The 20,093-nt window shown below is 71.6% G+C and carries 26 protein-coding genes and 1 riboswitch; of the genes, 8 read left to right on the top strand and 18 right to left on the bottom strand.

Annotation, left to right across the window (positions count from 1 at the left end; translation table 11 throughout):
* Positions 1-106: 106 nt before the first annotated feature.
* Complete coding sequence (locus DMP23_RS15355; protein WP_037805722.1) at positions 107-481, top strand: nuclear transport factor 2 family protein; 375 nt, start codon at positions 107-109, stop codon at positions 479-481.
* 230 nt (positions 482-711) lie between these two features.
* A riboswitch (glycine riboswitch) is annotated at positions 712-811 on the bottom strand.
* Between the two features lie 33 nt (positions 812-844).
* Here DMP23_RS15355 and DMP23_RS15350 read toward each other — a convergent pair.
* Complete coding sequence (locus DMP23_RS15350) at positions 845-1,426, bottom strand: MerR family transcriptional regulator (RefSeq protein WP_009078853.1); 582 nt, start codon at positions 1,424-1,426, stop codon at positions 845-847.
* 259 nt (positions 1,427-1,685) lie between these two features.
* Between DMP23_RS15350 and DMP23_RS15345 the strand changes: the two genes are divergently transcribed.
* The gene (locus tag DMP23_RS15345; RefSeq protein WP_337821426.1) at positions 1,686-2,315 is read left to right on the top strand and encodes a TetR/AcrR family transcriptional regulator; all 630 of its coding nucleotides are present in this window, start codon (positions 1,686-1,688) and stop codon (positions 2,313-2,315) included.
* A 36-nt stretch (positions 2,316-2,351) separates the two neighbouring features.
* Here the strand turns inward: DMP23_RS15345 and DMP23_RS15340 are convergent, their stop codons facing one another.
* The 7 genes from DMP23_RS15340 to DMP23_RS15310 all read right to left on the bottom strand — a co-directional run bounded on the left by DMP23_RS15340 (position 2,352) and on the right by DMP23_RS15310 (position 6,910).
* Positions 2,352-2,825 (bottom strand): bifunctional nuclease family protein, encoded by a 474-nt coding sequence (locus DMP23_RS15340; RefSeq protein ID WP_009078856.1) that lies wholly within the window; start codon positions 2,823-2,825, stop codon positions 2,352-2,354.
* A 212-nt stretch (positions 2,826-3,037) separates the two neighbouring features.
* Positions 3,038-3,808: a transcriptional regulator FtsR gene (gene ftsR, locus DMP23_RS15335; protein ID WP_063697699.1), complete on the bottom strand. Its 771-nt coding sequence runs from the start codon at positions 3,806-3,808 to the stop codon at positions 3,038-3,040.
* Positions 3,805-4,275 carry a glycogen accumulation regulator GarA gene (garA, locus tag DMP23_RS15330; RefSeq protein WP_009078859.1) on the bottom strand — a complete coding sequence of 157 codons (471 nt, stop codon included), beginning with the start codon at positions 4,273-4,275 and terminating at the stop codon, positions 3,805-3,807. The genes ftsR and garA overlap by 4 nt, the downstream gene beginning before the upstream one ends.
* 124 nt (positions 4,276-4,399) lie before the next feature.
* Positions 4,400-4,783 carry a glycine cleavage system protein GcvH gene (gene gcvH / locus DMP23_RS15325; RefSeq protein WP_037805718.1) on the bottom strand — a complete coding sequence of 128 codons (384 nt, stop codon included), beginning with the start codon at positions 4,781-4,783 and terminating at the stop codon, positions 4,400-4,402.
* A gap of 46 nt (positions 4,784-4,829) precedes the next feature.
* Positions 4,830-5,426, bottom strand: coding sequence for a CDP-alcohol phosphatidyltransferase family protein (locus DMP23_RS15320; protein ID WP_043834337.1), 597 nt, complete (start codon positions 5,424-5,426; stop codon positions 4,830-4,832).
* A gap of 704 nt (positions 5,427-6,130) precedes the next feature.
* Entirely contained in the window at positions 6,131-6,364 is a 234-nt protein-coding gene (locus DMP23_RS15315; protein ID WP_037805714.1) for a hypothetical protein, read from the bottom strand.
* Positions 6,365-6,715: 351 nt separating this feature from the next.
* The gene (locus DMP23_RS15310) at positions 6,716-6,910 is read right to left on the bottom strand and encodes a hypothetical protein (RefSeq protein ID WP_337821425.1); all 195 of its coding nucleotides are present in this window, start codon (positions 6,908-6,910) and stop codon (positions 6,716-6,718) included.
* A gap of 13 nt (positions 6,911-6,923) precedes the next feature.
* Between DMP23_RS15310 and DMP23_RS15305 the strand changes: the two genes are divergently transcribed.
* Positions 6,924-7,154: a hypothetical protein gene (locus DMP23_RS15305; protein WP_037714276.1), complete on the top strand. Its 231-nt coding sequence runs from the start codon at positions 6,924-6,926 to the stop codon at positions 7,152-7,154.
* 21 nt (positions 7,155-7,175) lie between these two features.
* On the opposite strand, the gene DMP23_RS15300 is transcribed toward DMP23_RS15305, so the two are convergent.
* Positions 7,176-8,882 (bottom strand): AMP-binding protein, encoded by a 1,707-nt coding sequence (locus tag DMP23_RS15300; protein ID WP_337821424.1) that lies wholly within the window; start codon positions 8,880-8,882, stop codon positions 7,176-7,178.
* A gap of 35 nt (positions 8,883-8,917) precedes the next feature.
* Positions 8,918-9,769, bottom strand: a complete 852-nt coding sequence (locus DMP23_RS15295; RefSeq protein WP_443111268.1) for a crotonase/enoyl-CoA hydratase family protein — start codon at positions 9,767-9,769, stop codon at positions 8,918-8,920.
* Positions 9,770-9,870: 101 nt separating this feature from the next.
* Between DMP23_RS15295 and DMP23_RS15290 the strand changes: the two genes are divergently transcribed.
* On the top strand, positions 9,871-10,746 hold the full coding sequence (locus DMP23_RS15290) for an alpha/beta fold hydrolase (protein ID WP_337821422.1): 876 nt from the start codon (positions 9,871-9,873) through the stop codon (positions 10,744-10,746).
* Positions 10,747-11,093: 347 nt separating this feature from the next.
* Here the strand turns inward: DMP23_RS15290 and DMP23_RS15285 are convergent, their stop codons facing one another.
* The 8 genes from DMP23_RS15285 to rpmB all read right to left on the bottom strand — a co-directional run bounded on the left by DMP23_RS15285 (position 11,094) and on the right by rpmB (position 17,253).
* Positions 11,094-11,861, bottom strand: a complete 768-nt coding sequence (locus tag DMP23_RS15285; protein WP_337821421.1) for a PIG-L deacetylase family protein — start codon at positions 11,859-11,861, stop codon at positions 11,094-11,096.
* Between the two features lie 29 nt (positions 11,862-11,890).
* Positions 11,891-13,117 (bottom strand): uroporphyrinogen-III C-methyltransferase, encoded by a 1,227-nt coding sequence (gene cobA, locus DMP23_RS15280; RefSeq protein ID WP_037806542.1) that lies wholly within the window; start codon positions 13,115-13,117, stop codon positions 11,891-11,893.
* 138 nt (positions 13,118-13,255) lie between these two features.
* Entirely contained in the window at positions 13,256-15,148 is a 1,893-nt protein-coding gene (locus DMP23_RS15275; protein ID WP_337821420.1) for a vWA domain-containing protein, read from the bottom strand.
* Positions 15,145-16,206, bottom strand: coding sequence for a MoxR family ATPase (locus DMP23_RS15270; protein ID WP_337821419.1), 1,062 nt, complete (start codon positions 16,204-16,206; stop codon positions 15,145-15,147). The genes DMP23_RS15275 and DMP23_RS15270 overlap by 4 nt, the downstream gene beginning before the upstream one ends.
* Before the next feature lie 95 nt (positions 16,207-16,301).
* Positions 16,302-16,547 (bottom strand): 30S ribosomal protein S18, encoded by a 246-nt coding sequence (gene rpsR, locus DMP23_RS15265; protein WP_037805702.1) that lies wholly within the window; start codon positions 16,545-16,547, stop codon positions 16,302-16,304.
* Positions 16,544-16,849, bottom strand: a complete 306-nt coding sequence (gene rpsN, locus DMP23_RS15260) for a 30S ribosomal protein S14 (RefSeq protein WP_037805700.1) — start codon at positions 16,847-16,849, stop codon at positions 16,544-16,546. Before rpsN ends, rpsR begins: the two co-directional genes overlap by 4 nt.
* The gene (gene rpmG, locus DMP23_RS15255; protein ID WP_037805699.1) at positions 16,849-17,016 is read right to left on the bottom strand and encodes a 50S ribosomal protein L33; all 168 of its coding nucleotides are present in this window, start codon (positions 17,014-17,016) and stop codon (positions 16,849-16,851) included. Before rpmG ends, rpsN begins: the two co-directional genes overlap by 1 nt.
* Positions 17,017-17,253 (bottom strand): 50S ribosomal protein L28, encoded by a 237-nt coding sequence (gene rpmB / locus DMP23_RS15250; RefSeq protein ID WP_009078885.1) that lies wholly within the window; start codon positions 17,251-17,253, stop codon positions 17,017-17,019. It lies immediately after the preceding gene.
* A gap of 78 nt (positions 17,254-17,331) precedes the next feature.
* Here rpmB and mrf point away from each other — a divergent pair, with 78 nt between their 5' ends.
* Genes mrf through DMP23_RS15230 form a run of 4 tightly spaced genes read left to right on the top strand, consistent with a single transcriptional unit; the run spans position 17,332 to position 20,082 of the window.
* Positions 17,332-18,573 carry a ribosome hibernation factor-recruiting GTPase MRF gene (mrf, locus tag DMP23_RS15245; RefSeq protein WP_337821418.1) on the top strand — a complete coding sequence of 414 codons (1,242 nt, stop codon included), beginning with the start codon at positions 17,332-17,334 and terminating at the stop codon, positions 18,571-18,573.
* A complete protein-coding gene (locus DMP23_RS15240; protein ID WP_037805695.1) occupies positions 18,570-18,833 on the top strand; it encodes a type B 50S ribosomal protein L31 in 264 nt (87 codons plus the stop codon). Before mrf ends, DMP23_RS15240 begins: the two co-directional genes overlap by 4 nt.
* The gene (rpmF, locus tag DMP23_RS15235; RefSeq protein WP_037805693.1) at positions 18,833-18,991 is read left to right on the top strand and encodes a 50S ribosomal protein L32; all 159 of its coding nucleotides are present in this window, start codon (positions 18,833-18,835) and stop codon (positions 18,989-18,991) included. Before DMP23_RS15240 ends, rpmF begins: the two co-directional genes overlap by 1 nt.
* A complete protein-coding gene (locus DMP23_RS15230) occupies positions 18,988-20,082 on the top strand; it encodes a GTP-binding protein (RefSeq protein ID WP_337821417.1) in 1,095 nt (364 codons plus the stop codon). The genes rpmF and DMP23_RS15230 overlap by 4 nt, the downstream gene beginning before the upstream one ends.
* Positions 20,083-20,093: the final 11 nt, after the last annotated feature.

The raw sequence follows: 20,093 nt of genomic DNA, 5'->3' as shown, positions 1-20,093 counted from the left end.
CGGTTTAGCACGGCCAGCCGATTACCTCCCGCGTAATCGACCAGCCGCCGATCGTCGGCCAGGCTTGGCCTTACCGAAAACGGGACAACGCAAGGAGAACCCCGACATGACCACCACCGCACCGACCGCCGCCGACCTCGCCCGCCGTTACGTCGACGTGTGGAACGAGACAGACCCGCAGCGGCGCCGCCAGCTCGTCTCGGAGGTCTTCGCGCCGGGCGCGACCTACACCGATCCGCTCGGCGCGGTCGCCGGCCAGGACGAGATCGACGGATTCATCGGCGGCGCGCAGGCGCAGTTCGCCGGGCTCGTCTTCAGCCTGCCCGCGGAGCCGGACGCGCACCACGATCTCGCGCGGTTCCAGTGGCACCTGTCGGCTCCCGGCGCCGCTGAGCCGATCGCGATCGGGTTCGACGTCGTGGAGATCGCCGACGGCCGGATCGCCAAGGTGCACGGCTTCCTGGACAAGATTCCGGGCTGAGCCGCCGGAAACGCCGGGGATGTGGTCTTGACCACAGGCACGAGGTTCAGACCACCCGGGAGGTCTGAACCTCACCCGGCCAAGCCGCCACGCCGCGAAACAGGCGTGGCCCTCCCCACTCTGTCCGTACCCCGCGGGGCGCCTGAGAGTTTCACCCGCGTGGATAGCCGGGTTTGCACCGTCGGCGGCACCGGCTGGTGGTCTCCTGCCGATGCGCTTTCCAGAGGCGTCTCGTCCGCGCGGTCCAGGGTGCCTGAGAGGTTCCGGGGAGGACTTGCTCCTTCGGCGCCGGACCGGGGATGCCGGTTCGGTCTCTCCCGCGCGGGTTCGTCGATCGCGCGCCCAGTCTAGCGCGGACGAAGATCAGCCCGTGCGGCGGGCGTTGCGGCGCTGGGTCAGCTCGTCCGGCACGACGGCCTCGACCAGTCCGCCGTCGGCGCGCTCGGCCGGGAACTCGTGGATGGTGCCGCTGATCTCCTGCATCGCCCCGCTGACCGCGATGCCGAACACGCCCTGGCCGCCCTGGAGCAGATCCACGATCTCCTCCGGCGACGTGCATTCGTACACCGTGGTGCCGTCGGAGAACAGCGTGACCTTCGCCAGGTCGCGCACCCCGCGCACGCGCAGATGGTCGACCGCGACGCGGATGTTCTGCAGCGAGACCCCGGTGTCCAGCAGGCGCTTCACGACCTTCAGGACCAGGATGTCCTTGAACGAGTACAGCCGCTGCGACCCCGAACCGTGCGCCGTCCGGATGCTGGGCGCGACCAGCTTCGTGCGCGCCCAGTAGTCCAGCTGGCGGTAGGTGATCCCGGCGATCTGGCAGGCCGCGGGACCGCGGTAGCCGACCAGCTCGTCGGGCAGCGAGGCGTCGGGGAACAGCTCGCCCTGCTCGCCGTCGGCGACAGGTCCGGCAGGTATCTCCGGACGACCAGCCTCGACCACCGCAAGCCTCCCCTCGCCCGGCCTCGCGGCGGGGCGTTCGACAGGCCGGTCGAGCCCAGGATCGGGATCGGCCGGGGAAAACTGCCACGAGCGCGCCGGGTCGGCGAATCACATCGTGGCGATTTACCGCCTTTGACGGTAAGGCTGCGCCGCGAGCCGGTCAACGCGACGCGCGGCGGACCTCGAGGCCGTGTCGAGGCTTTGGCCCGTTCGCCGTACGGGATTGACCTTTTTTACTCGCCCGAGTAACTTATTACTCATGCAAGTAAACATCGACACGCAAGCCGAACTCGGCCTGAGCGTCACCGAGGCCACCACCCGGGCCCAGATCATCGGCGCGACCATCGCCACCATCGCCGACCACGGGTACGCGCGCACCACCTTCGCGCGCATCAAGGAACGGGCCGGGCTCAGCAGCACGCGGCTGATCTCGTACCACTTCACGAACAAGGCCGGCCTCATGCAGGCGGTGCTGAGCACGGTGTCCGAGACCAAATCGGAATACCTGCGCGAGCGCAGCGAAGGCGTCGACCCGGCGGACCGGCCGGGGAACCTGCGCGCGTACATCGAGACTTCGGTCGCGTTCCTGCGCGACTACCCGCAATGCGAACGGGTGCTGGTCGAGATGGCCGCGCACGCCGACGACCGCGACGGCTGGGCGATGACCGGCGTCATGGTCGGGCAGCTGCGCACCGGCGCGCTGCAGCGGCACCTGGAACAGGGCCGCAAGGAGGGGGCGTTCGGCGACATCTCGCCGGAGATCGTGGCGCTGTCGATCGCGCAGGCCGTCGACGGGGTCGCGGCCGCCTACGCCGCCGATCCGTCCGTGGACCTGGACCGGTACGGCCGGGAACTGGCGGACCTGTTCGCCCGCGCGACCGCGCGGTGAACTCGTGCCCGGCGGGAAACCGCCGGGCAGGGGCGATCAGGTGTCGGCGCCGCGGAAGTCTTCCGGGGACACGGAGTCGAGGAACTCGCGGAACTTCTCGACCTCGTCTTCCTGCTCGTCCGGGATGATCAGACCGGCTTCCTCGAGCACCGCGTCGACCGCGTGGATCGGGACGCCGATCCGCAGCGCCAGCGCGACCGAATCGCTCGGGCGGGCCGAGACCCGGATGTCGCCGTCGAAGACCAGCTCGGCGAAGAACGTGCCTTCTTTGAGGTCGGTGATCACGACCTGCTCGAGCTCGCGGCCGAGCGCGCCGATGACCTCTTTGAGCAGATCGTGGGTGAGCGGCCGGGCGGGCCGCACGCCTTGCTGTTCCAGGGCGATCGCGGTGGCTTCGACCGAGCCGATCCAGATCGGCAGGTACCGCTCGCCCTCGGTCTCCCGCAGCAACAAGATCGGCTGATTCGCGGGCAGTTCGACCCGCACTCCGACGACGCGCATCTCGCTCATCGGGCTTCGCCTCCCTCTCGTGCACACGGGCCGCAGCGCTGGCGACGGCTGACGACCGTTGTCTCCGACGCTACCCGTCATCCGGGCGCTGTGCTCGCTCGCAGCGGACATTCTCGGTTCGTGGTCTCGCGAACCGTCTCTCACGGTACGGCATCCCGGCGCTGAGGTTCAGTCATTGACAAGTGACCGACAACGCGTCTCGGGCATAAGGGTCAATCGCCGGCGACGCCGCGGATGCCGGCTTTGACGAGCAGCGTGTGCAGCGTGACCGACAGCGCGGCCAGTTCGCGCACGACCTCGTCCGCGCGCGCCTTCGCGTCCGCGTCACGATGCCGGTACGCCGGGGTCACGATCTGCTCCAGCAGGCCGACCTCGCGGTCGGCCGCGGCGCGGAACGCGCGCAGATGCCGCGGCTCGAGCCCGAATTCGGTCATCGCCTTGACGGTGCGGGCGATCAGGACCGATTCCGGGCCGAAAAAACCCGCCGCGCCGGGGCGCAGCAGGCCGTACTGGCACAGCTCGGCGAGCATCGCGTCGTCGATGCCCGCCTGCTCCAGCAGGTCTTCCTGGGTGAGCCGGGTGTCCGGCCCGGTCTCGAAGTCCGCCGCCGCGGGCAGTCCCGCCGGATCGCTCCCGTCGCCGAGCGGCACGAGCCGACGCGGCAGCTGGGGAGCCGACGGGACCGGCGCGGGCGGTTGCGCGCCCGCGTCGGCCGCGTCGAGCTGCTCCTTGATGACCTTGAGCGGGAGGTAGTGGTCGCGCTGCGCGGACAGCACGTACCGCAGGCGTTCCACGTCCGCCGGCGAGAACTGCCGGTACCCCGAGGGCGTGCGGCCCGGGCGGACCAGGCCTTCCGCCTCGAGGAAGCGGATCTTGGAAATCGTGACATCGGGGAAGTCCCCGCGCAGCTGCGCGAGCACCGCCCCGATGCTCAACCCGTCCCGCCGGGCCTCCTGACGACCGGGCTGCCCGGCCGCCGTCACTGCGCCCCCTGGCCCCCGTGCCCCGGGCCGGTCAGGAAGACCAGGCGGAACTTGCCGATCTGCACCTCGTCGCCGCCGGCGAGGACGGCCTGGTCGACCGGCTCGCGGTTGACGTAGGTGCCGTTCAGGCTGCCGACGTCGATCACGACGAACTCCCCGCCCTCGCGCCGGAATTCCGCGTGGCGGCGGGAAACCGTGACGTCGTCGAGGAAGATGTCGCTGTCGGGGTGCCGTCCCGCGCTGGTGGTGTCGCGGTCGAGCAGGAAGCGGGAGCCCGCGTTGGGCCCGCGCTTCACGACCAGGAGGGCGGAACCCGGCGGAAGGGCGTCGACGCCCTGCACCGGTGCCTCGGCGGCCGGCGCGGACTCCTGCTGGCCTTCCATGTCGGCCAGGAAATCGGCCCGGAAGACAGAGGTCCGCTCCGGAGACTGCTCCGGGGGAACGCCGGGCCCGTCGTTCGTGCTCACCTGAACTCTCCTCTACGCATGAAGTGTTGTCATCGACCAAGAACGTGCAGCTGTCAACGTACCGTGCCCGACCGGCCCGGAACCCTCGGGCTCCCCTTGAGGCTCCGGGGCCCGGCCGAACGGCTCAGCCCTTGATGAGGGCCTGGTACGCCTCGGCCTCGAGCAGCGCCTCGAGACCGGCCGGGTCGTCGAGCCGGATCTCCACGAGCCAGCCCTCGCCGTAGGGGTCGGAGTTGACGAGCTCCGGCGAATCGGCGACCGCCGAGTTGACCGCCACGATCTCGCCGTCGACCGGCGCGAACAGCTCCGAGACGCTCTTCGTGGACTCGACCTCACCGAACGCGTCGCCCGCCCCGACCTGCTTGCCGACCTCGGGCAGGTCGACGAACACGACGTCGCCGAGCTGGTCCTGCGCGTACTCGGTGATGCCCACCCGCACGAGCGAACCCTCGCGGGTCGCGACCCACTCGTGCTCCTCGGTGTAGCGCAGTTCTTCCGGAGTGGTCAACGCCGCTCCCCTTCCTGGTGCTGGCTTTCGTGCCGACAATCTTCCATCACCGGGTGCGCAGCGCGCGAGCCGCCTGCACGACGTAGAGCGCCCCGGACCAGACATACAGGACGCCGCCCCACACCATGAACGCGTAGGCGATCGGCCGCGCGACCGCCGCGACGTCCGAGCCGCCCTGCGTGAGCAGCAGGAACGGGAAGGCGTACATGAGGACGAAGGTCGCGCCCTTGCCGATGTAGGTGACCTCGGGCGGCGCGAACCCGCCGCGGCGCAGCAGCACCACGCACACCCCGAGCACCAGCTCGCGCAGCACCAGCGGCACGACCACCCACCACGGGATGATGTCGCGGATCAGGAACGCGACGAGCGTGGCGAGGATGTAGAGCCGGTCCGCGGCGGGGTCGAGCAGCTGCCCGAGCCGCGACATCTGGTCGAGCCAGCGGGCGAGCTTGCCGTCGAGCCAGTCGGTGAGCGCGGAGAAGATCAGCAGGGCGAGCGCCCAGCCGTCCTCCTTCGGGCCGAGCAGCAGCCACAGGAACACCGGGACGCCCGCCAGGCGCAGCAGCGACAGCAGATTGGGGACGTTGAGCGCCTGCCGCCACAGGGAGGGCTCGGTCTGGGGCTCGTCGGGGACCGTGGTCACGCCGGTCAGCCTAGAGCGGACGGGATCGCGAGGTTTGTCCTGGCGGGGTGAAAGGCGGGGGTTCGGTTGTGCTGGGGGTGGGTTCGGGCGCGGGAGGTCCGGGGGTGCTCTGGTCTGGTGCGGCGGTGGGGCATGCGCGGCGGTGGGTTTTTCGCTCCGGCTGACGGGCGCTGTGCGAGGCCGGGGTGGGTCTCGCCGCCGGTGCGGTGCCTTGGGGAGGCGCGCTGCGGCGGGCCCGCCGCGCACCCGTACCTCGCTGCGCGGCGCGGGGTGCACGGCGAATCGGCGCGGCCGGAGCCGTTCGGCTCGGCGCTGGAACGATTCCGTCGGTGCGGCAGGTGAATCGCAGCAGCGGGGAAGGCAACAGGGCGGGCCAACGCCGCGACAAGGCGGTGCGGCAGCCGGTCCGGCGCGGCAGGCGAGCTGGCACGGTGAGTGAACCGGTGCCGCGGGAAGCCGGTGCGGCAGCTCCCGGTACGGCAGGCGGGCCAGCGCGGCAGGCGAGCTGGCACGGTGAGCGAACCGGTGCCGCGGTAAGGCAGTGCGGCAAGGAGGTGCGGCAGGCGAGCCAGCACGGCGGGTGAATCGATGCCGCGGCCGAGCCGCCGCAGCGGGTGAATCGGTGCAGCGCCGGGAAAAGACGCGGATCCGCCGGACGGCGGCCGGGACCCCTCCCCGGTTCCGGCCGCCGTCCGGCGGAAGATTCAGCGGGAGCGTCGCCTGCTGGCCGCCCGGCGGTGGCTCCAGCCGCGGCGCTGCAGTTGCGCGTTGCTGAGCGTTTCGGGGCGGCCGCGGCCGTCGGTGCCCACCCAGCGCGGGCGCACGGCTCCGGCTTCGAGCACGTAGGGGCGGCCGCCGCACCACACCACGCTGCAGGGTTCGGTCGGCGGGTCGGTCGGGGCGTCGGTCTCGGCTGCGGGGGCGGTTTCGGTGCTCATGCTCTCGGTGACTCGTGCTCTCTGGCGTCGGGCTTCGGGGACCTGGAACGCGCGGGGCGCCTGCCCTCTACGTCGGCGCGGGACCGCCGAGCGTTAACCGCCCCGGGACGGATTCCTCCGAACGATGCGTCCCGGCGATGCGGATTTCCCCGTCCGGAAAGCGAAACCAACCGTCCACAGTAGACTCAACCGGCGCCGCTCCGGTGTGTCGGTGCCGCTCAGCGGGGGCGCGAGGGGCCAGAATGGGCGCGACCCCGGAGAAAGGATCGCGGTGCTCCCGTCGAAAACCGTGTACGGGCCGCTGTGCGCGGCTGTGGTGGTTTTGCCCGCGCTCACCGCCTGTTCGGGGGATCAAGCGCCACCGGCAGCCGCCTCGTCGGCGCCCTCCGCTATCGCCTCGGCCGCGCCGAGCACGCACGCTCCCCCGCCGCTGCCGCAGACCGCGGGCGCGAGCAGCCCGCCCGCCGCGCCCAGCAGCACCGCGGCCGCGCCGAAACCGTCAAAACAGGCGCCGCCGTCCACTCCGGGCACGTGCGGCACGGTCACCGCGGCGAGCGGGATGACGCTGTACGTCTACGACAACAAAGCCATCCCGTGCGCGGACGCGATGGCGCTCGTCAAGAAGTTCCACCAGGCGATCAACGGCCGCCAGGCGGCGGGCTCGAACAACCCGGTCAACGCGACCGTCGACGGCTGGCTGTGCGTGTCCGGCCCGCCCGCCGCGCAGGGCGGCACCACGTGCAGCAAGGGCGAGCAGACCGTGCTGGCGGCGGTGGTCCCGGCCGAATAGGACCGGGACCGCCGCCGCGGCTCAGGACTTGAGGTCCGGGAAGTCGTCCTCGCGGAACTCGCCCTCGGGCCGCTCGCCGCCTTCCCGGCCGCGCAGTTCGACCCGGCGGATCTTGCCCGAGATGGTCTTCGGCAGCTCCCCGAACTCCAGCCGCCGGATCCGCTTGTACGGCGCGAGGTGCTCCCGCGCGTACGCCAGGATCTCGCGCGCGGTCTCGGCGTTCGGCTCGCGCCCGGAGGCGAGCACGACGTACGCCTTGGGCACGGCCAGCCGGATCGGGTCCGGCGCGGGCACCACGGCCGCCTCGGCGACCGCCTCGTGCTCCAGCAGGACGCTCTCCAGCTCGAACGGCGAGATCCGGTAGTCCGACGCCTTGAAGACGTCGTCGGTGCGGCCGACGTAGGTGATGTAGCCGAGTTCGTCGATCGAGCCGACGTCGCCGGTGTGGTAGTAGCCGTTCGCGAAGGCGGCCGAGGTGCGTTCGTCGTCGTCCGCGTAGCCCGCCATCAGGCCGACCGGCCGGTGCGCGAGGTCCAGGCAGATCTCGCCCTCGGTCGCGCGCTCGCCGGTGACCGGGTCGACCAGCGCCACCGCGAACCCGGGCAGCGGGCGGCCCATCGAGCCGGCCACGACGTCCTGGCCCGGCGTGTTCGCGACCTGGACGCTGGTCTCGGTCTGCCCGAAGCCGTCCCGGATGGTGACGCCCCACGCCTTCTCGACCTGCTCGATCACCTCGGGGTTGAGCGGCTCCCCCGCGCCGACGACCTTCTTCGGCGGCGTCCGCAGCGCGCTGAGGTCGGCCTGGATCAGCATCCGCCACACGGTCGGCGGCGCGCAGAAGCTGGTGATGCCGCAGCGGTCCATCTGCGCCATCAGCGCCGCCGCGTCGAACCGCGCGTAGTTGTACAGGAACACCGTCGCTTCGGCGTTCCAGGGAGCGAAGAAGTTGCTCCACGCGTGCTTGGCCCAGCCCGGCGACGAGATGTTGAGGTGGACGTCGCCCGGTTCCAGCCCGATCCAGTACATTGTGGACAGATGGCCGACCGGATAGGAAACGTGCGTGTGCTGCACGAGTTTCGGCTTCGCGGTGGTACCCGAGGTGAAGTACAGCAGCAGCGGGTCCTCGGCGCGGGTGACCCCGTCCGGGGTGAATTCGGCGGCCGAGGCGTACGCGGTTTCGAAGGCGTGCCAACCGGAAACCGGCTCGCCGACCGCGATCCGCGTGTAGTCGCCGGCGACGTCGGCGAACTTCTCCGCGTCGACGTCGCGCACGATCACGTGCTTGGCGTTGCCGCGCTCCACCCGGTCCACGAGGTCGGCCGGGCCGAGCAGCGTCGACGCCGGGATCACGACCGCGCCCAGCTTGATCGCCGCGAGGATGGTCTCCCACAGCTCGCCCTGGTTGCCGAGCATGACGATCACCCGGTCGCCGCGCGCGACGCCGAGGCCGCGCAGCCAGTTCGCGACCTGGTTGGACCGGGCCGACATCTCCGGGAACGTCCAGCGGTTCTCGGTGCCGTCCTCTTCCACGATCCACAGCGCGTACCGCTGCGCGTTCGCCGGGTCCGCCGCGATCGCGTCGAACCAGTCCGTGGCCCAGTTGAACTCGTCCAGCTGCGGCCACGCGAACTCGCGGCAGGCGGTTTCGTAGTCCAAGCGGTGGGCCTGCAGATAGTCCCGCGCCGCGCGGAATGCCTGGTAGCCGGTGACCTCAGCGCCGTTGCTCACGTCGTACTCCTCGTGCTCGCTTTCCCGTGCCTGTTTTACTCGCCCTTGAAGTCCGGCGCTCGTCGCTCCAGGAAGGCCTGGACGGCTTCCTGGAGGTCCTTGCTCGGCAGGAAGGCGGAGTTCCACGCGGCGACGTAGCGCAGGCCCTCGGCGACCTGGCGTTCGGTGTTCGCCGACAGCACCTGCTTGGTGCCCTGGACGACCAGCGGCGGGTTCGCGGCGATCTCCGCGGCCAGTTCGCGGGCCTTGGCGAGCAGCGTCTCCTGGTCCGGGTACACGTCGTTGACCAGGCCGATCTTCTCGGCGCGCGCGGCGTCGACGTCCTTGCCGGTCAGCGCCAGCTCGCGGACGTGCCCCTCGCCGATGATGGGCGCGAGCCGCTGCAGGCTGCCGATGTCGGCGACGATCGCGACCTTCACCTCGCGGACGCTGAACTTGGCGTCCGCGCTGGCCAGGCGGATGTCGGCGGCGGTGATCACGTCCACGCCGCCGCCGATGCACCAGCCGGACACGGCGGCGACCACCGGTTTGCGGCATTCGGCGATCGAGCTGACCGCCTGCTGCAGCCGCTGGATCTCGCGGTGGAACTCGGTGCGCGGCCCGGCCAGCGCGTCGCCCGCCAGCAGCGGGGCCCAGCCGCCCATCATCGCGGGCAGGTCGAGGCCGTAGGAGAAGTGCTTGCCGCTTCCGGTCAGCACGACGGCGCGCACGCGCGGGTCGGCGTCGAGGGCGGCGAACACCAGCGGCAGCTCGCGCCAGAAGTCGGGGCCCATCGCGTTGCCCTTGCCCGGGCCGAGCAGGGTCACCTCGGCGACCGGTCCGTCGAGGTCGACGCGGAGCGAGGCGAGTTCGGGAAGGGCGGCTACTGGTTCGGTCATGCCGATCATCTTGACTCATCCCCCCGACCCCAGCCCATCCGGTTGACACTGTGCCAACGGCGCTGCGGGATGCTTTCCTGGAGACCCGAGGTGGAGAGGGAGGCGCCCGTATGGACCCGGCACCCGTGCCCGTCGCCGACGCCCCGCCGGCGGAACCCGCGGCGGCCCGCAAGGCCCGGCCGATCGAGCTGTCCGGCTCGTTCCGGCACGACGGCCAGCGCCTGTGCTACACCGAGTACGGCAGCGGCGACCGCGTCGTGGTGCTGATGCACGGGATCATGTTCACCCGCCGGATGCACGCGCCGCTGGCGAGGCGGCTCGCCCGCGCGGGGTTCCGCGTGGTGACCCTCGACCTGCTCGGCCACGGCGATTCGGACCGGCCGACGCAGTCGTGGCGCTATTCGATGCCCGCGTTCGGCGAACAGGCCGTCGCGCTGCTCGACCATCTGGAGATCGAGGACGCGGTGGTCGGCGGCACCTCGCTGGGCGCGAACGTGGCGCTGGAGGTGGCCGTGGCCGCTCCGTCGCGGGTGCGCGGGCTGGTGGTCGAAATGCCGGTGCTGGACAACGCGATCATCGCCGGGCTGCTGACCTTCGCACCCCTGTTGTTCGCCGCGCGCTTCCTGCCCGCGACGGTGCGCGGAGTGGCGTTGGCCGCGCACCTGGTGCCGCACGGGAACCAGTGGGTGGACGTCATCACGGACACGCTGAGCCAGGAGCCGGCGCCGATGGCCGCGCTGCTGCACGGCGTCCTGTTCGGCCGGGTCGCACCGCCCAAGTCGATCCGGGGCACGATCACCACGCCGACGCTGGTGATCGGGCACGAGGGCGACCCGATCCACCCGTTCGGCGACGCGGGCAGCCTGGCCGAGGACCTGCCGAACGCCGAGTTCGTCCAGGCCCGCAGCCCGGTCGAGCTGCGGTTCGACCCGAAGCGGTTGAGCGCGGCGATCCGGGACTTCGCGTTTCGCCGCTACCCCGCCTGAGCCCGGCCCCCGCGGTCCGTGAAGGGCTCCTTGAGGGAATCTGATTCCCTCAAGGAGCCCTTCACGGACTTGGTGGGGTGCGACCGCGTTTTGGCTTCACAGCGGGGCGGCTGCGCTGGTGGCTCGACCGCGGTCGGCTGGGCGGGCGGGCTTGGGACTCGCGGGGGCCGGGCTAGCGCACCCAATGTGGCGTTGGGTGCGTGCGACGCAACCAATGCCGCATTGGGTGCGTTCCGGCGGCAGGGCTCGTCCGCGAAAGGCACCCTCCCGACCCGCGCCCGGCGAGGAAGGGAGACCTGCGGAAGCAGCGCCCCGCCGGGCTCCCCCGGACTTTCGACCGGCCGCGGTCAGTCCTGGTCGGCTTCGGGGAATTCCGGCGGCGCCTGGAGGTCGTGGGCGCGGAACAGCACCGCGTGCGCCACCCCCATCGCCTTGCCGCTCATCGCCGTGAACTGCGGGATGAAGTCGGCGGGCGCGGGGTGGTCCGGAAGCGCGGCCAGGTACGCGGCGTGCGCCTCCAGGGAAGCGACGCCGCGCCGCAGCGGCTCTCCGGTGATGTCGACGCCGTGGGTCGCCCCGGAACCCGGAAGTCCCGGGACCAGGTACCAGCGCGCCGAATGCGGAGCGAGGCCCTTGTCGTCGATCTGCTCCGGGAAGACCCACCGGTTGCCCGCGTCGCGGATCGCGTCAAGGGTCGCGAGTCCGGCGGCGCGGTGGTCGGCCTGGTCGAAGCCGTAGGGAGTTTCGACGTCGAATCCGCAGCCGAGCACGACGTCGGGCTTGAACCGGCGGATCTCGCGGGCGATGTCGCGGCGCAGGTCGAGGCCGTAGACGAGCACGCCGTCCGGGTGTTCGAGGACGGTGAGGCGCTCGACGCCGACGGCCGCGCACGCGTTGCGCTGTTCGGCGACGCGCAGGCGGGCCGTCTCCTCGGGCGGGTTCGGCATGCCTGCCTCGCCGCGGGTGAGCAGGAGGTAACCGACCTCGATGCCGCGCGCCGTCCAGCGCGCGACGGCCGCGGACGTGCCGTACTCCATGTCGTCCGGGTGCGCGACGACGCAGAGCACGCGCCGGAAGGACTCCTCGGGCAGGGCAGGCAAGGTCATACCGGACATCTTCGCGCGCGGACGGCCCGCTGTCTGCGTTATCCGGGCTGATTCCGGTCCAGCCCGGCCACCGGGCCGAACACGATCACCGCGGGCGGGCGGACTCCCGCGGCCGCCGCTTCCTCGGCCACCGAGGCGAGCGTCGAGCGCAGCACCCGCTGGGTCCGCATCGTCCCGTCCTCGATCACCGCGACCGGCGTGTCGCCGGGGCGGCCGCCCTCGAGCAGGGCGGCGGCGAACTTCGGCAGCCGTTCGACGCCCATCATCAGCACGATCGTCCCGCGCATCCGGGCCAGCAGCGACCAGTCCACCAGCGACCGCTCGTCCCCCGGCGCGACGTGCCCGGACACGACGACCACCTCGTGCGCGACCCCGCGGTGCGTCACCGGCACGTCGGCCACCGCGGGCACCGCGAACGCCGAGGTGATGCCCGGGACCATGGTCACCGGCACGCCCGCCTCGGCGCACGCCTGGACCTCTTCGAACCCGCGCCCGAACAGGTACGGGTCGCCGCCCTTGAGCCGGACGACGAACTTGCCTTCCTTGGCCTTCTCGATGAGTGTCCGGTTGATCACGTCCTGGCTCGCCGCGCGGCCGTACGGGATCTTCGCCGCGTCGACGACCTCGACCTCCGGCGCGAGCTCGTCCAGCAGATCGCGCGGGCCGAGCCGGTCGACGACCACGACGTCGGCGCGCGAGAGCAGCCGCCGGGCGCGGACGGTGATCAGGTCCGGGTCGCCGGGCCCGCCGCCGACCAGCGCGACGCCGGGCAGCGTGCCTTCCGGATGCGGCTGGCGGCCGTCCTCGATCGTGCCCGCGTGCAGGCCGTCCAGCATCGAATCGCGGACCGCGGCCGAGCGGAGCGGCTCGCCGCCGGACAGGACGCCGAACAGGAGACCGCCGTGCCGTCCGGTTGCCGGGGTCACCGCCGAACCCGACTCGCCCTCGTCGGCGCGGACGCAGAAGACGCGTTCCCGCTCGGCCTCGGCACAGATCGCGGCGTTGGTCTCCGGGTCGTTCGTGCAGGCCAGCGCGTACCAAGCGTCCTTCAGGTCGCCTTCGGCGTAGCGGCGCTGATGCCACACCAGTTCGCCCGCGTCCGCCATCCCCTGCACCGACGGCGTCGTGTGCGGCGACACCAGTTCGACGCGGGCGCCCGCGCTGATCAGGCGGGGCAGCCGGCGCTGAGCGACGGAACCGCCGCCGAACACCACGACGCGGCGGCCGGTCAGGTTGAGGCCGGAAAGGTAGTGCGGGTCGTCCATGCGCGGAAGCATATGGGCGAGGCGCGGTCTCGCACGGCGAGCGTGGGTCATGCCACGCCGGAGTGTGGCTCAGGCCGCTGAGTCCGTCGGCGCGCTTCGCAATTCGGACATGTCACCGACGGGTCCGCGCATCGTCGGTCACTCCACCCGGAAAACCGGACCGCGCGGCACGAACGGCAGCCGAGCGCCGCGCGGAACCAGAAACGCGTGCTCCCGCGACGGCCGCACGTGGTCGCACTGCGCGTCGGTGATGATCAGCACCGGGCCGTCCGCCGGGAAATCCGGGGCGCGGCGCAGCAGATCGACACCGGGCTGCAGCCGGGTGCCGCCGCGGCCGCGGACCTTCACCCGGCCCGCGATGTCTTCCACCGCAAGGTATCCGGCGTCGTAAGCGGCCGCGTCGCAGAACACCACCCGGGCGGCCGGGACGTCGCGGGCCCGCGCGTACGACGCGATCGCGCCGAGCGCCTTGCCCAGCAGTTCCGCGTTCATCGACCCGGACGTGTCCAGCACGACGCCGAAGGTCGCGCGGCGGTCGACGCGTTCCGGACGGACCAGGCCCGGGCGCGGGATGTCCGGCGTCGCCGACTGACGGCGCGACGCCCGCGCGTAGCTGCGCACCGGCCGCTCGGCCCGGACGTGCTCGTCGAACCACCGGGCCAGTTGCGCGTCCCACGGCAGCGGCGGGTGGTCCAGTGCGCGGATCTCCTGTTCCAGACCGAGCGGCAGCAGGCCGCGGCCCTGCGCGTGGTGATAGACCAGGCCCTGGCTGAGCGCGCGGCGATAGAACTCGTCCAGGTCGACGCCGCCGGCCCGGTCGCCCTCGCGCCACGGCAGCGGCTTGGGTTCCGCGCGGCGCGAGGAGCGGCGGGCGGCGGCGTCCGGTTCGGACAGCCAGTCGCCGAGGACGTCGCCTGCCTCGCGGCCGCCCAGCGTGCGCAGTTTGCGGGCGCGGCGCAGGTCGGTGGTCAGCATGTCGTACACCGATTCCGCGGACAGCCCGGCGAGCTGCGGATCGTGCAGCCCGTCGCCGGGCAGTTCGCCGACGCCGAGGACGACCAGCCAGCCGTTGATCACGTAGTCGCAGGCGACGTTCCACAGGTACGGGTCGCGGCCGAGCGCGCGGCGGTCGTGCCGGAGCGCGGCGTGCAGCATCTCGTGCGCGAGCACGAACCGCCATTCCTCGGCGGTCAGCGCGGCGTGCGGGTTGACGTAGATCTCGCCGTGTTCGGCGTCGACCGCCGCGACCGAGATGTCCCAGGCGCGGACCACCTCCGGATCGGCGATCAGCGTGAACCCGGCGGCCACCGCGCCCAGCAGCGGGAACGACGACGCGAACCAGCCCAGCGCGCGGTCCCACTCCCCCAGGGTCCGGCGGTGCCGGGTCTGGCCGCGCGCGTCGGCGGCCCGCTCCATCGCCTCGGTGGCCGAGGCGATCAGGCCCTGCGCGAACCGCTCGGTCCACGGCGCGGACTTCCCGTGGTACTGGACGTGCCAGCGGCTCGGCGGCTCCGCGAGCGCGAGGCACGGCCGGTCGCCGCCGGTGCCGAGCGCACGGAAGACCTCCGGGACGCCGGTGTCGCGCCAAGAGCGGGCAAGGGAAAGCTCGTCCGTGCCGGGAAGTTCGGGCAGGAGCGTGAGCGGCGTGCCGACCCGTACCGCCTCCGCGAACCGGTGCACCGCAACGCAACACGCCGCGCCGTAGCTCGCCTCGACGGCGCGGTCAGCGGTGATCGCGTCCGCCTCGGCGAGCTGTTCCTCGTCCAGATGGCCGAGGCCGAGATGCAGCAGCAGATGCGCGAACACCCACGCCCACTCGGCGGGATCGGCGTCGCGGGCACGGTTCGCGGTGATCAGTCCGGTGTCGGCGACGACAGCCCAGGCCTCGGAGCCGGTCAGGCTGACGCGGTCCAGGCTCGCGCGCTCCGCGAGCCGCTTCAGGACGGTGTTCGCGCGGACCAGTGCCCAGCCCGCGTCGATCGCTTTGTTGCGGCGTTCGCGGAGGCGGGCGTCGGAACGGACACTGCTCATGCCCGAGCCGCCACCAGCCGCGGCAAGTCGCGCGCGGCCTCGACCAGGAACCACGACGGCAGGCGCGGGTTGCCCGCTTCGTCGTCCGCGATCACCAGCTGCGCCATCTCCAGCGAGATCTCCGCCAGCTCCACCAGCAGGCTCTTCGCGCGGAACGCGAACTGGCGCACCGCCGCCGACGCGTGCCGTTTGTCCGCGGGCAGGTCGCGGGCCAGCCGGACGCGGAACGTCTCGGCGAGGAAGTAGAGCAGGTCGCGCTCGTCCGGCTCGGCGGGCCAGCGCGCGTCGCCCTTGAGGATGGCTTCCAGGTCGTAGGCGTGCCGCGCGACCTTGAGGTACGACCGAAACGCTCCGGCGTGCTGCGGGGTGAGCGTGGCGTACGCGAGCAGCCCGACGGTCTCGTCGTCGAGCGGATCGCCCGCCGAGTGCAGCAGGTCGGACAGCATGTGCCAGGACCGCGGCGTGGAGAACGGTTCCTCGGTCTTCGGCGGCTGGCTCCACAGGTGGTCCGGGCGCTGGGTCAGGTACTCGACCACCGCCGGGTGGATGTCGTGGCCCGCCGCCCAGGCGAGCCAGTCGCCCGCCGACGCGCGCAGGTGGAGGTGGACCAGGCGGTTCACCAGCGCCGAGGCCATCGGCCGGGCGAGCGCCTGGTCGGTGGCGCGGTTCCCGGCGCCGATCACCACCGAACCGGGCGGCAGCTCGTAGGAGCCGATCCGGCGGTCGAGGATCAGCGAATAGAACGCCTTCTGCACGTCCGGCGACGCGGCGTTGAGCTCGTCCAGGAACAGGCAGTACGGCTCGTCGCGGGCGATCTGCTCCGGCGGGCAGAACCGGCTGCGGCCGTCGGCGATCTGCGGGACGCCGATCAGGTCCTCGGGCGCGAGCTGGGTGCCGAGCAGCGACACGCATTCGAGGCCGAGCGCCGCCGCGAATTCCCGGACCAGCGACGACTTCCCGATTCCGGGCGCGCCCCAGAGGAAGACCGGCCGGACGACGGCGGTCGTGAGCAGGATGTCGGGCAGCTGGGCAGGCGTGACCGTGAGCTGGGCGTGCACAACGCGGACCTTTCCGGTTTCAGGACATCCACGTGCGACGCCCGTTTCGTGCCGTTATCGTCCCGCGCCCGGCCCGCTGCCCGCATCCGGTTTTTTCAGCTCCGCGCCGCCGTCGGGTACGGCAGGAGCGCCATCTCCCGTGCGTTCTTGATCGCGGTGGCCACCTGTTTCTGTTGCTGCGGCGTCAATCCGGTGACCCGGCGGGCCCGGATCTTGCCGCGGTCGGAGATGAATTTCCGCAGCAGGTCGACGTCTTTCCAATCGACCTGGGTGATTCCGGCCGTATGGAAGGGATTCGGGCGGCGGCGCGGCGTGCGGTCCGGTTTGGGCACGGCGATCACCAGCTCGACTTCGAGACGCCGGGCAGTTCCCCGTTGTGCGCCATCTGCCGCATGCGCACCCGGGACAGCCCGAATTTCCGCAGGTATCCGCGCGGGCGGCCGTCGGCGGCGTCGCGGTTGCGAATCCGCGTGCGGCTCGCGTCGCGCGGCATCCGTTGCAGCGCAACCACTGCGTCCGCCTTCTCGTCGGCCGAGGCGGACGGCGACGCGATCACCGCCTTGAGCGCGCGCCGGCGTTCCACATACCGCGCGGCGATCACCTTCCGCTGCTCGTTCTTCGCGATCTTCGACTTCTTCGCCATCAGCGTTCTTCCTTGAATTCGACGTGCTTGCGCGCCACCGGGTCGTATTTCCGCAACACCATCCGGTCCGGATTGTTGCGGCGGTTCTTCTTGGTGACATACGTGTAGCCGGTGCCCGCGGTCGACCGCAGTTTGACGATCGGCCGGATGTCGGTGCTTTTCGCCATCTAGAACTTCGCTCCCTTCGCGACGAGATCGGCGACCACGGCGTCGATGCCGCGTTTGTCGATCGTCTTCATGCCCTTCGCCGACACCTTGAGCCGCACGGTGCGGCCGAGGCTCGGCACGTAGTAGCGGCGCGTCTGCAGGTTCGGCTCCCACCGGCGCGACGTGCGGCGGTGCGAATGCGAGACCTGCTTGCCGTAGCCCGGCTTGCGGCCGGTGACCTGGCACACGGCTGACACGGACCCTCCCAAGTTGATAGTGACATTCATGTTCAACTACGCTCGTCACCGTACCCCGCCCCGTCGTCTGGAGATCCAGTGCCCCAACGTCCGCGTGTCCCGCTCGTGCTCTGCAGCGGGATCGCCCGCACCGGCGACCTCGCCGCGCTCCTGCTCCGCGCGAGCCCCGGCACCGCCGTCGTCCACCACGACCTGCGCGACATCGGTTCCGGCGTCGTCCGCCGCCGGATCCTGCTGCGCGGGCGCGACGAGCTGACCCCGCTCGAACTCGCGCACGGCTGCGTCAACTGCACGCTGCGCGAGGACCTGCTGCCGCTGCTGCGCCGGCTGGCCCGGATGCCGCAGGTCGACCGCATCGTGGTGCGGCTGGACGAGGCGATGGAGCCGGAGCCGGTGAGCTGGGCGATCCGCAACGTGCTGGTCGGCGACCGCCCGGTGAGCGACGACGTCGAACTCGAAGCGGTGTTCACCGTGCTGGACTGCGCGACCTGGCTCGCCGACGTCACCGGCGACGACCTGCTCGCCGAGCGCGGCCTGCAGGGCAGCCCCGAAGACGAGCGGACGGTCGCGCAGGTCGCACTGTCCCAAGTGGAATCCGCGGACGTGCTCGTGCTCGCCGGAGCCGCGCCGGACGCGTGGTGCGCGGCCAAATCCGCCGCGGTGCTGGACCGGGTCGCGCCGTCCGTCCCGCGCGTCGAGCTGGCCCGCACCGACGCCGCCGGGCTGTTCGCCGCGATCCCGGCCGACGCCCGCCGCGGCGAGGTCACCGACCTGCACGGCGCGTTGCTGCGCGGCGCTCCGCCACTGCACCCGGACTGCGGCATCGAACTGCTGCGGTTCACCGCGCAGCGCCCGTTCCATCCGGAGCGGCTGCACGAGGCGATCGACCTGCTGCTCGACGGCGTGGTCCGCACCCGCGGCCGGGCCTGGGTGGCGAGTCAGCCGGAAGTCGCGTTCTGGATCGAATCGGCGGGCGGCGGGCTCGGCATCGGGCACGCCGGCCCGTGGCTCGCCTCGCCGGACGGACCGGACTGGGCCGACGTCTCCCCCGAACGCCGCACGCTCGCCTCGCTGCGCTGGGACCCGGTGCACGGCGACCGCGCGCAGGAGCTGGTGATCGTCACCGACCAGGCCGCTCCCGCGGAGATCGAGAGCGCGTTGCAAGCCGCCTTGCTCACCGACGCCGAACTCGCCGAAGGCGAAGCGGCCTGGCGCGCCTACCCCGACCCGTTCGGGGACTGGCACGAGGACCCCTGCGAAGAAACCGAAGAACCCGACCGGCACGCGAACGCCGCCAACCAGAAGGACGAAACCCTGTGAAACCCGGCATCCACCCCGACTACCACCCGGTGGTCTTCAAGGACTCGTCGACCGGCGACGCGTTCCTGACCCGCTCCACCGCCACCTCCGAACGGACCATCGAATGGTCGGACGGGAACACCTATCCGCTCGTGGTGGTGGACATCAGCTCGTGGTCGCATCCGTTCTGGACCGGCACCCAGCGGATCCTCGACTCGGCGGGCCAGGTCGAGAAGTTCCACCGCCGGTACGGGCAGCGCCGCGCCGGGGGTGCGCGCTGATGGCCGTCCCGAAGCGGAAAATGTCGCGCAGCAACACCCGGTCCCGGCGCTCGCAGTGGAAGGCGGCGGCGCCGGACCTGGTGCCGATCGTCGTGGACGGCGAGCGGAAACTGGTGCCGCGCAAGCTGATCAAGCACTTCCAGCGGCTCGAGCGGTGAGCGTCCCGGTCACTGTCCTTTCCGGATTCCTCGGCGCCGGGAAAACCACGCTGCTCAACCGGATCCTCGCCAACCGCGAGGGCCTGCGCGTCGCGGTGATCGTGAACGACATGAGCGAGGTCAACATCGACGCCGCGCTCGTGCGGGACAGCGTGTCGCGGACCGAGGAGCGGCTGGTCGAGATGACCAACGGGTGCATTTGCTGCACCCTGCGCGAGGATCTGCTCGACGAGGTCGCCCGGCTGTGCGAGGACGGCCGGTTCGACCACCTGCTCATCGAGTCGAGCGGCATCTCCGAGCCGATGCCGGTCGCGGCGACGTTCTCCTTCCCCGCCGACGACGGCTCCCCGGTGCTGTCGTCGGCGCGGCTGGACACGATGGTCACCGTGGTGGACGCGGCGAACTTCGCGCGCGAACTGGCGCGCGGGGACAGCCTGGCCGAGCGCAGGCTGGACCAGTACGAGGGCGACGAGCGGACGGTCAGCGACCTGCTGATGGACCAGGTGGAGTTCGCCGACGTGCTGCTGCTGAACAAAACCGACCTCGTCACCCCGGCCGAACGGGACCGGCTGCTCGCCTCGCTGCGCCGCCTCAACCCGGCCGCCGACGTCGTGTCCGCCGAGTTCGGCCGGGTGCCGCTGGAACGGGTCTTCGGCACCGGCCGGTACGACGCCGAACGCGCGCAGGAAGCGCCTGGCTGGGTGGCGGAACTGAACGGCGATCACGTGCCGGAGACCGAGGAGTACGGCATTTCCAGCGTCGTGTTCCGCTCCGCGCGCGCGTTCGACCCGGTGCGGTTGTGGGAGTTCGTGACCTCGCGACTGGACTCCGGCGAGTTCGGCACCGTGCTGCGGTCGAAGGGATTCTTCAGCCTCAGCACCCGGCCAGGCACGCTCGGCCTGTGGTCCCAGGCAGGCAGCGTCGCACGGTTCGAGCCACAGGGAGTTGCCGACGGACCAAGGCAGGAACTGGTGTTCATCGGCGTCAGGCTCGAGCACGCCGCGCTGCTCGACGCGCTCGAAACCTGCCTCTCCGACAGCCCCGCCATCGACGATCCGTTCCCCGAATGGGAACCGGTCCACGTCCACTAAGGACAGTTCCG

Source organism: Amycolatopsis sp. A1MSW2902 (assembly GCF_017312175.1).
GTDB classification, from domain to species: Bacteria; Actinomycetota; Actinomycetes; order Mycobacteriales; family Pseudonocardiaceae; genus Amycolatopsis; species Amycolatopsis nivea.
This window is presented reverse-complemented; position numbering and strand designations above follow the sequence as displayed.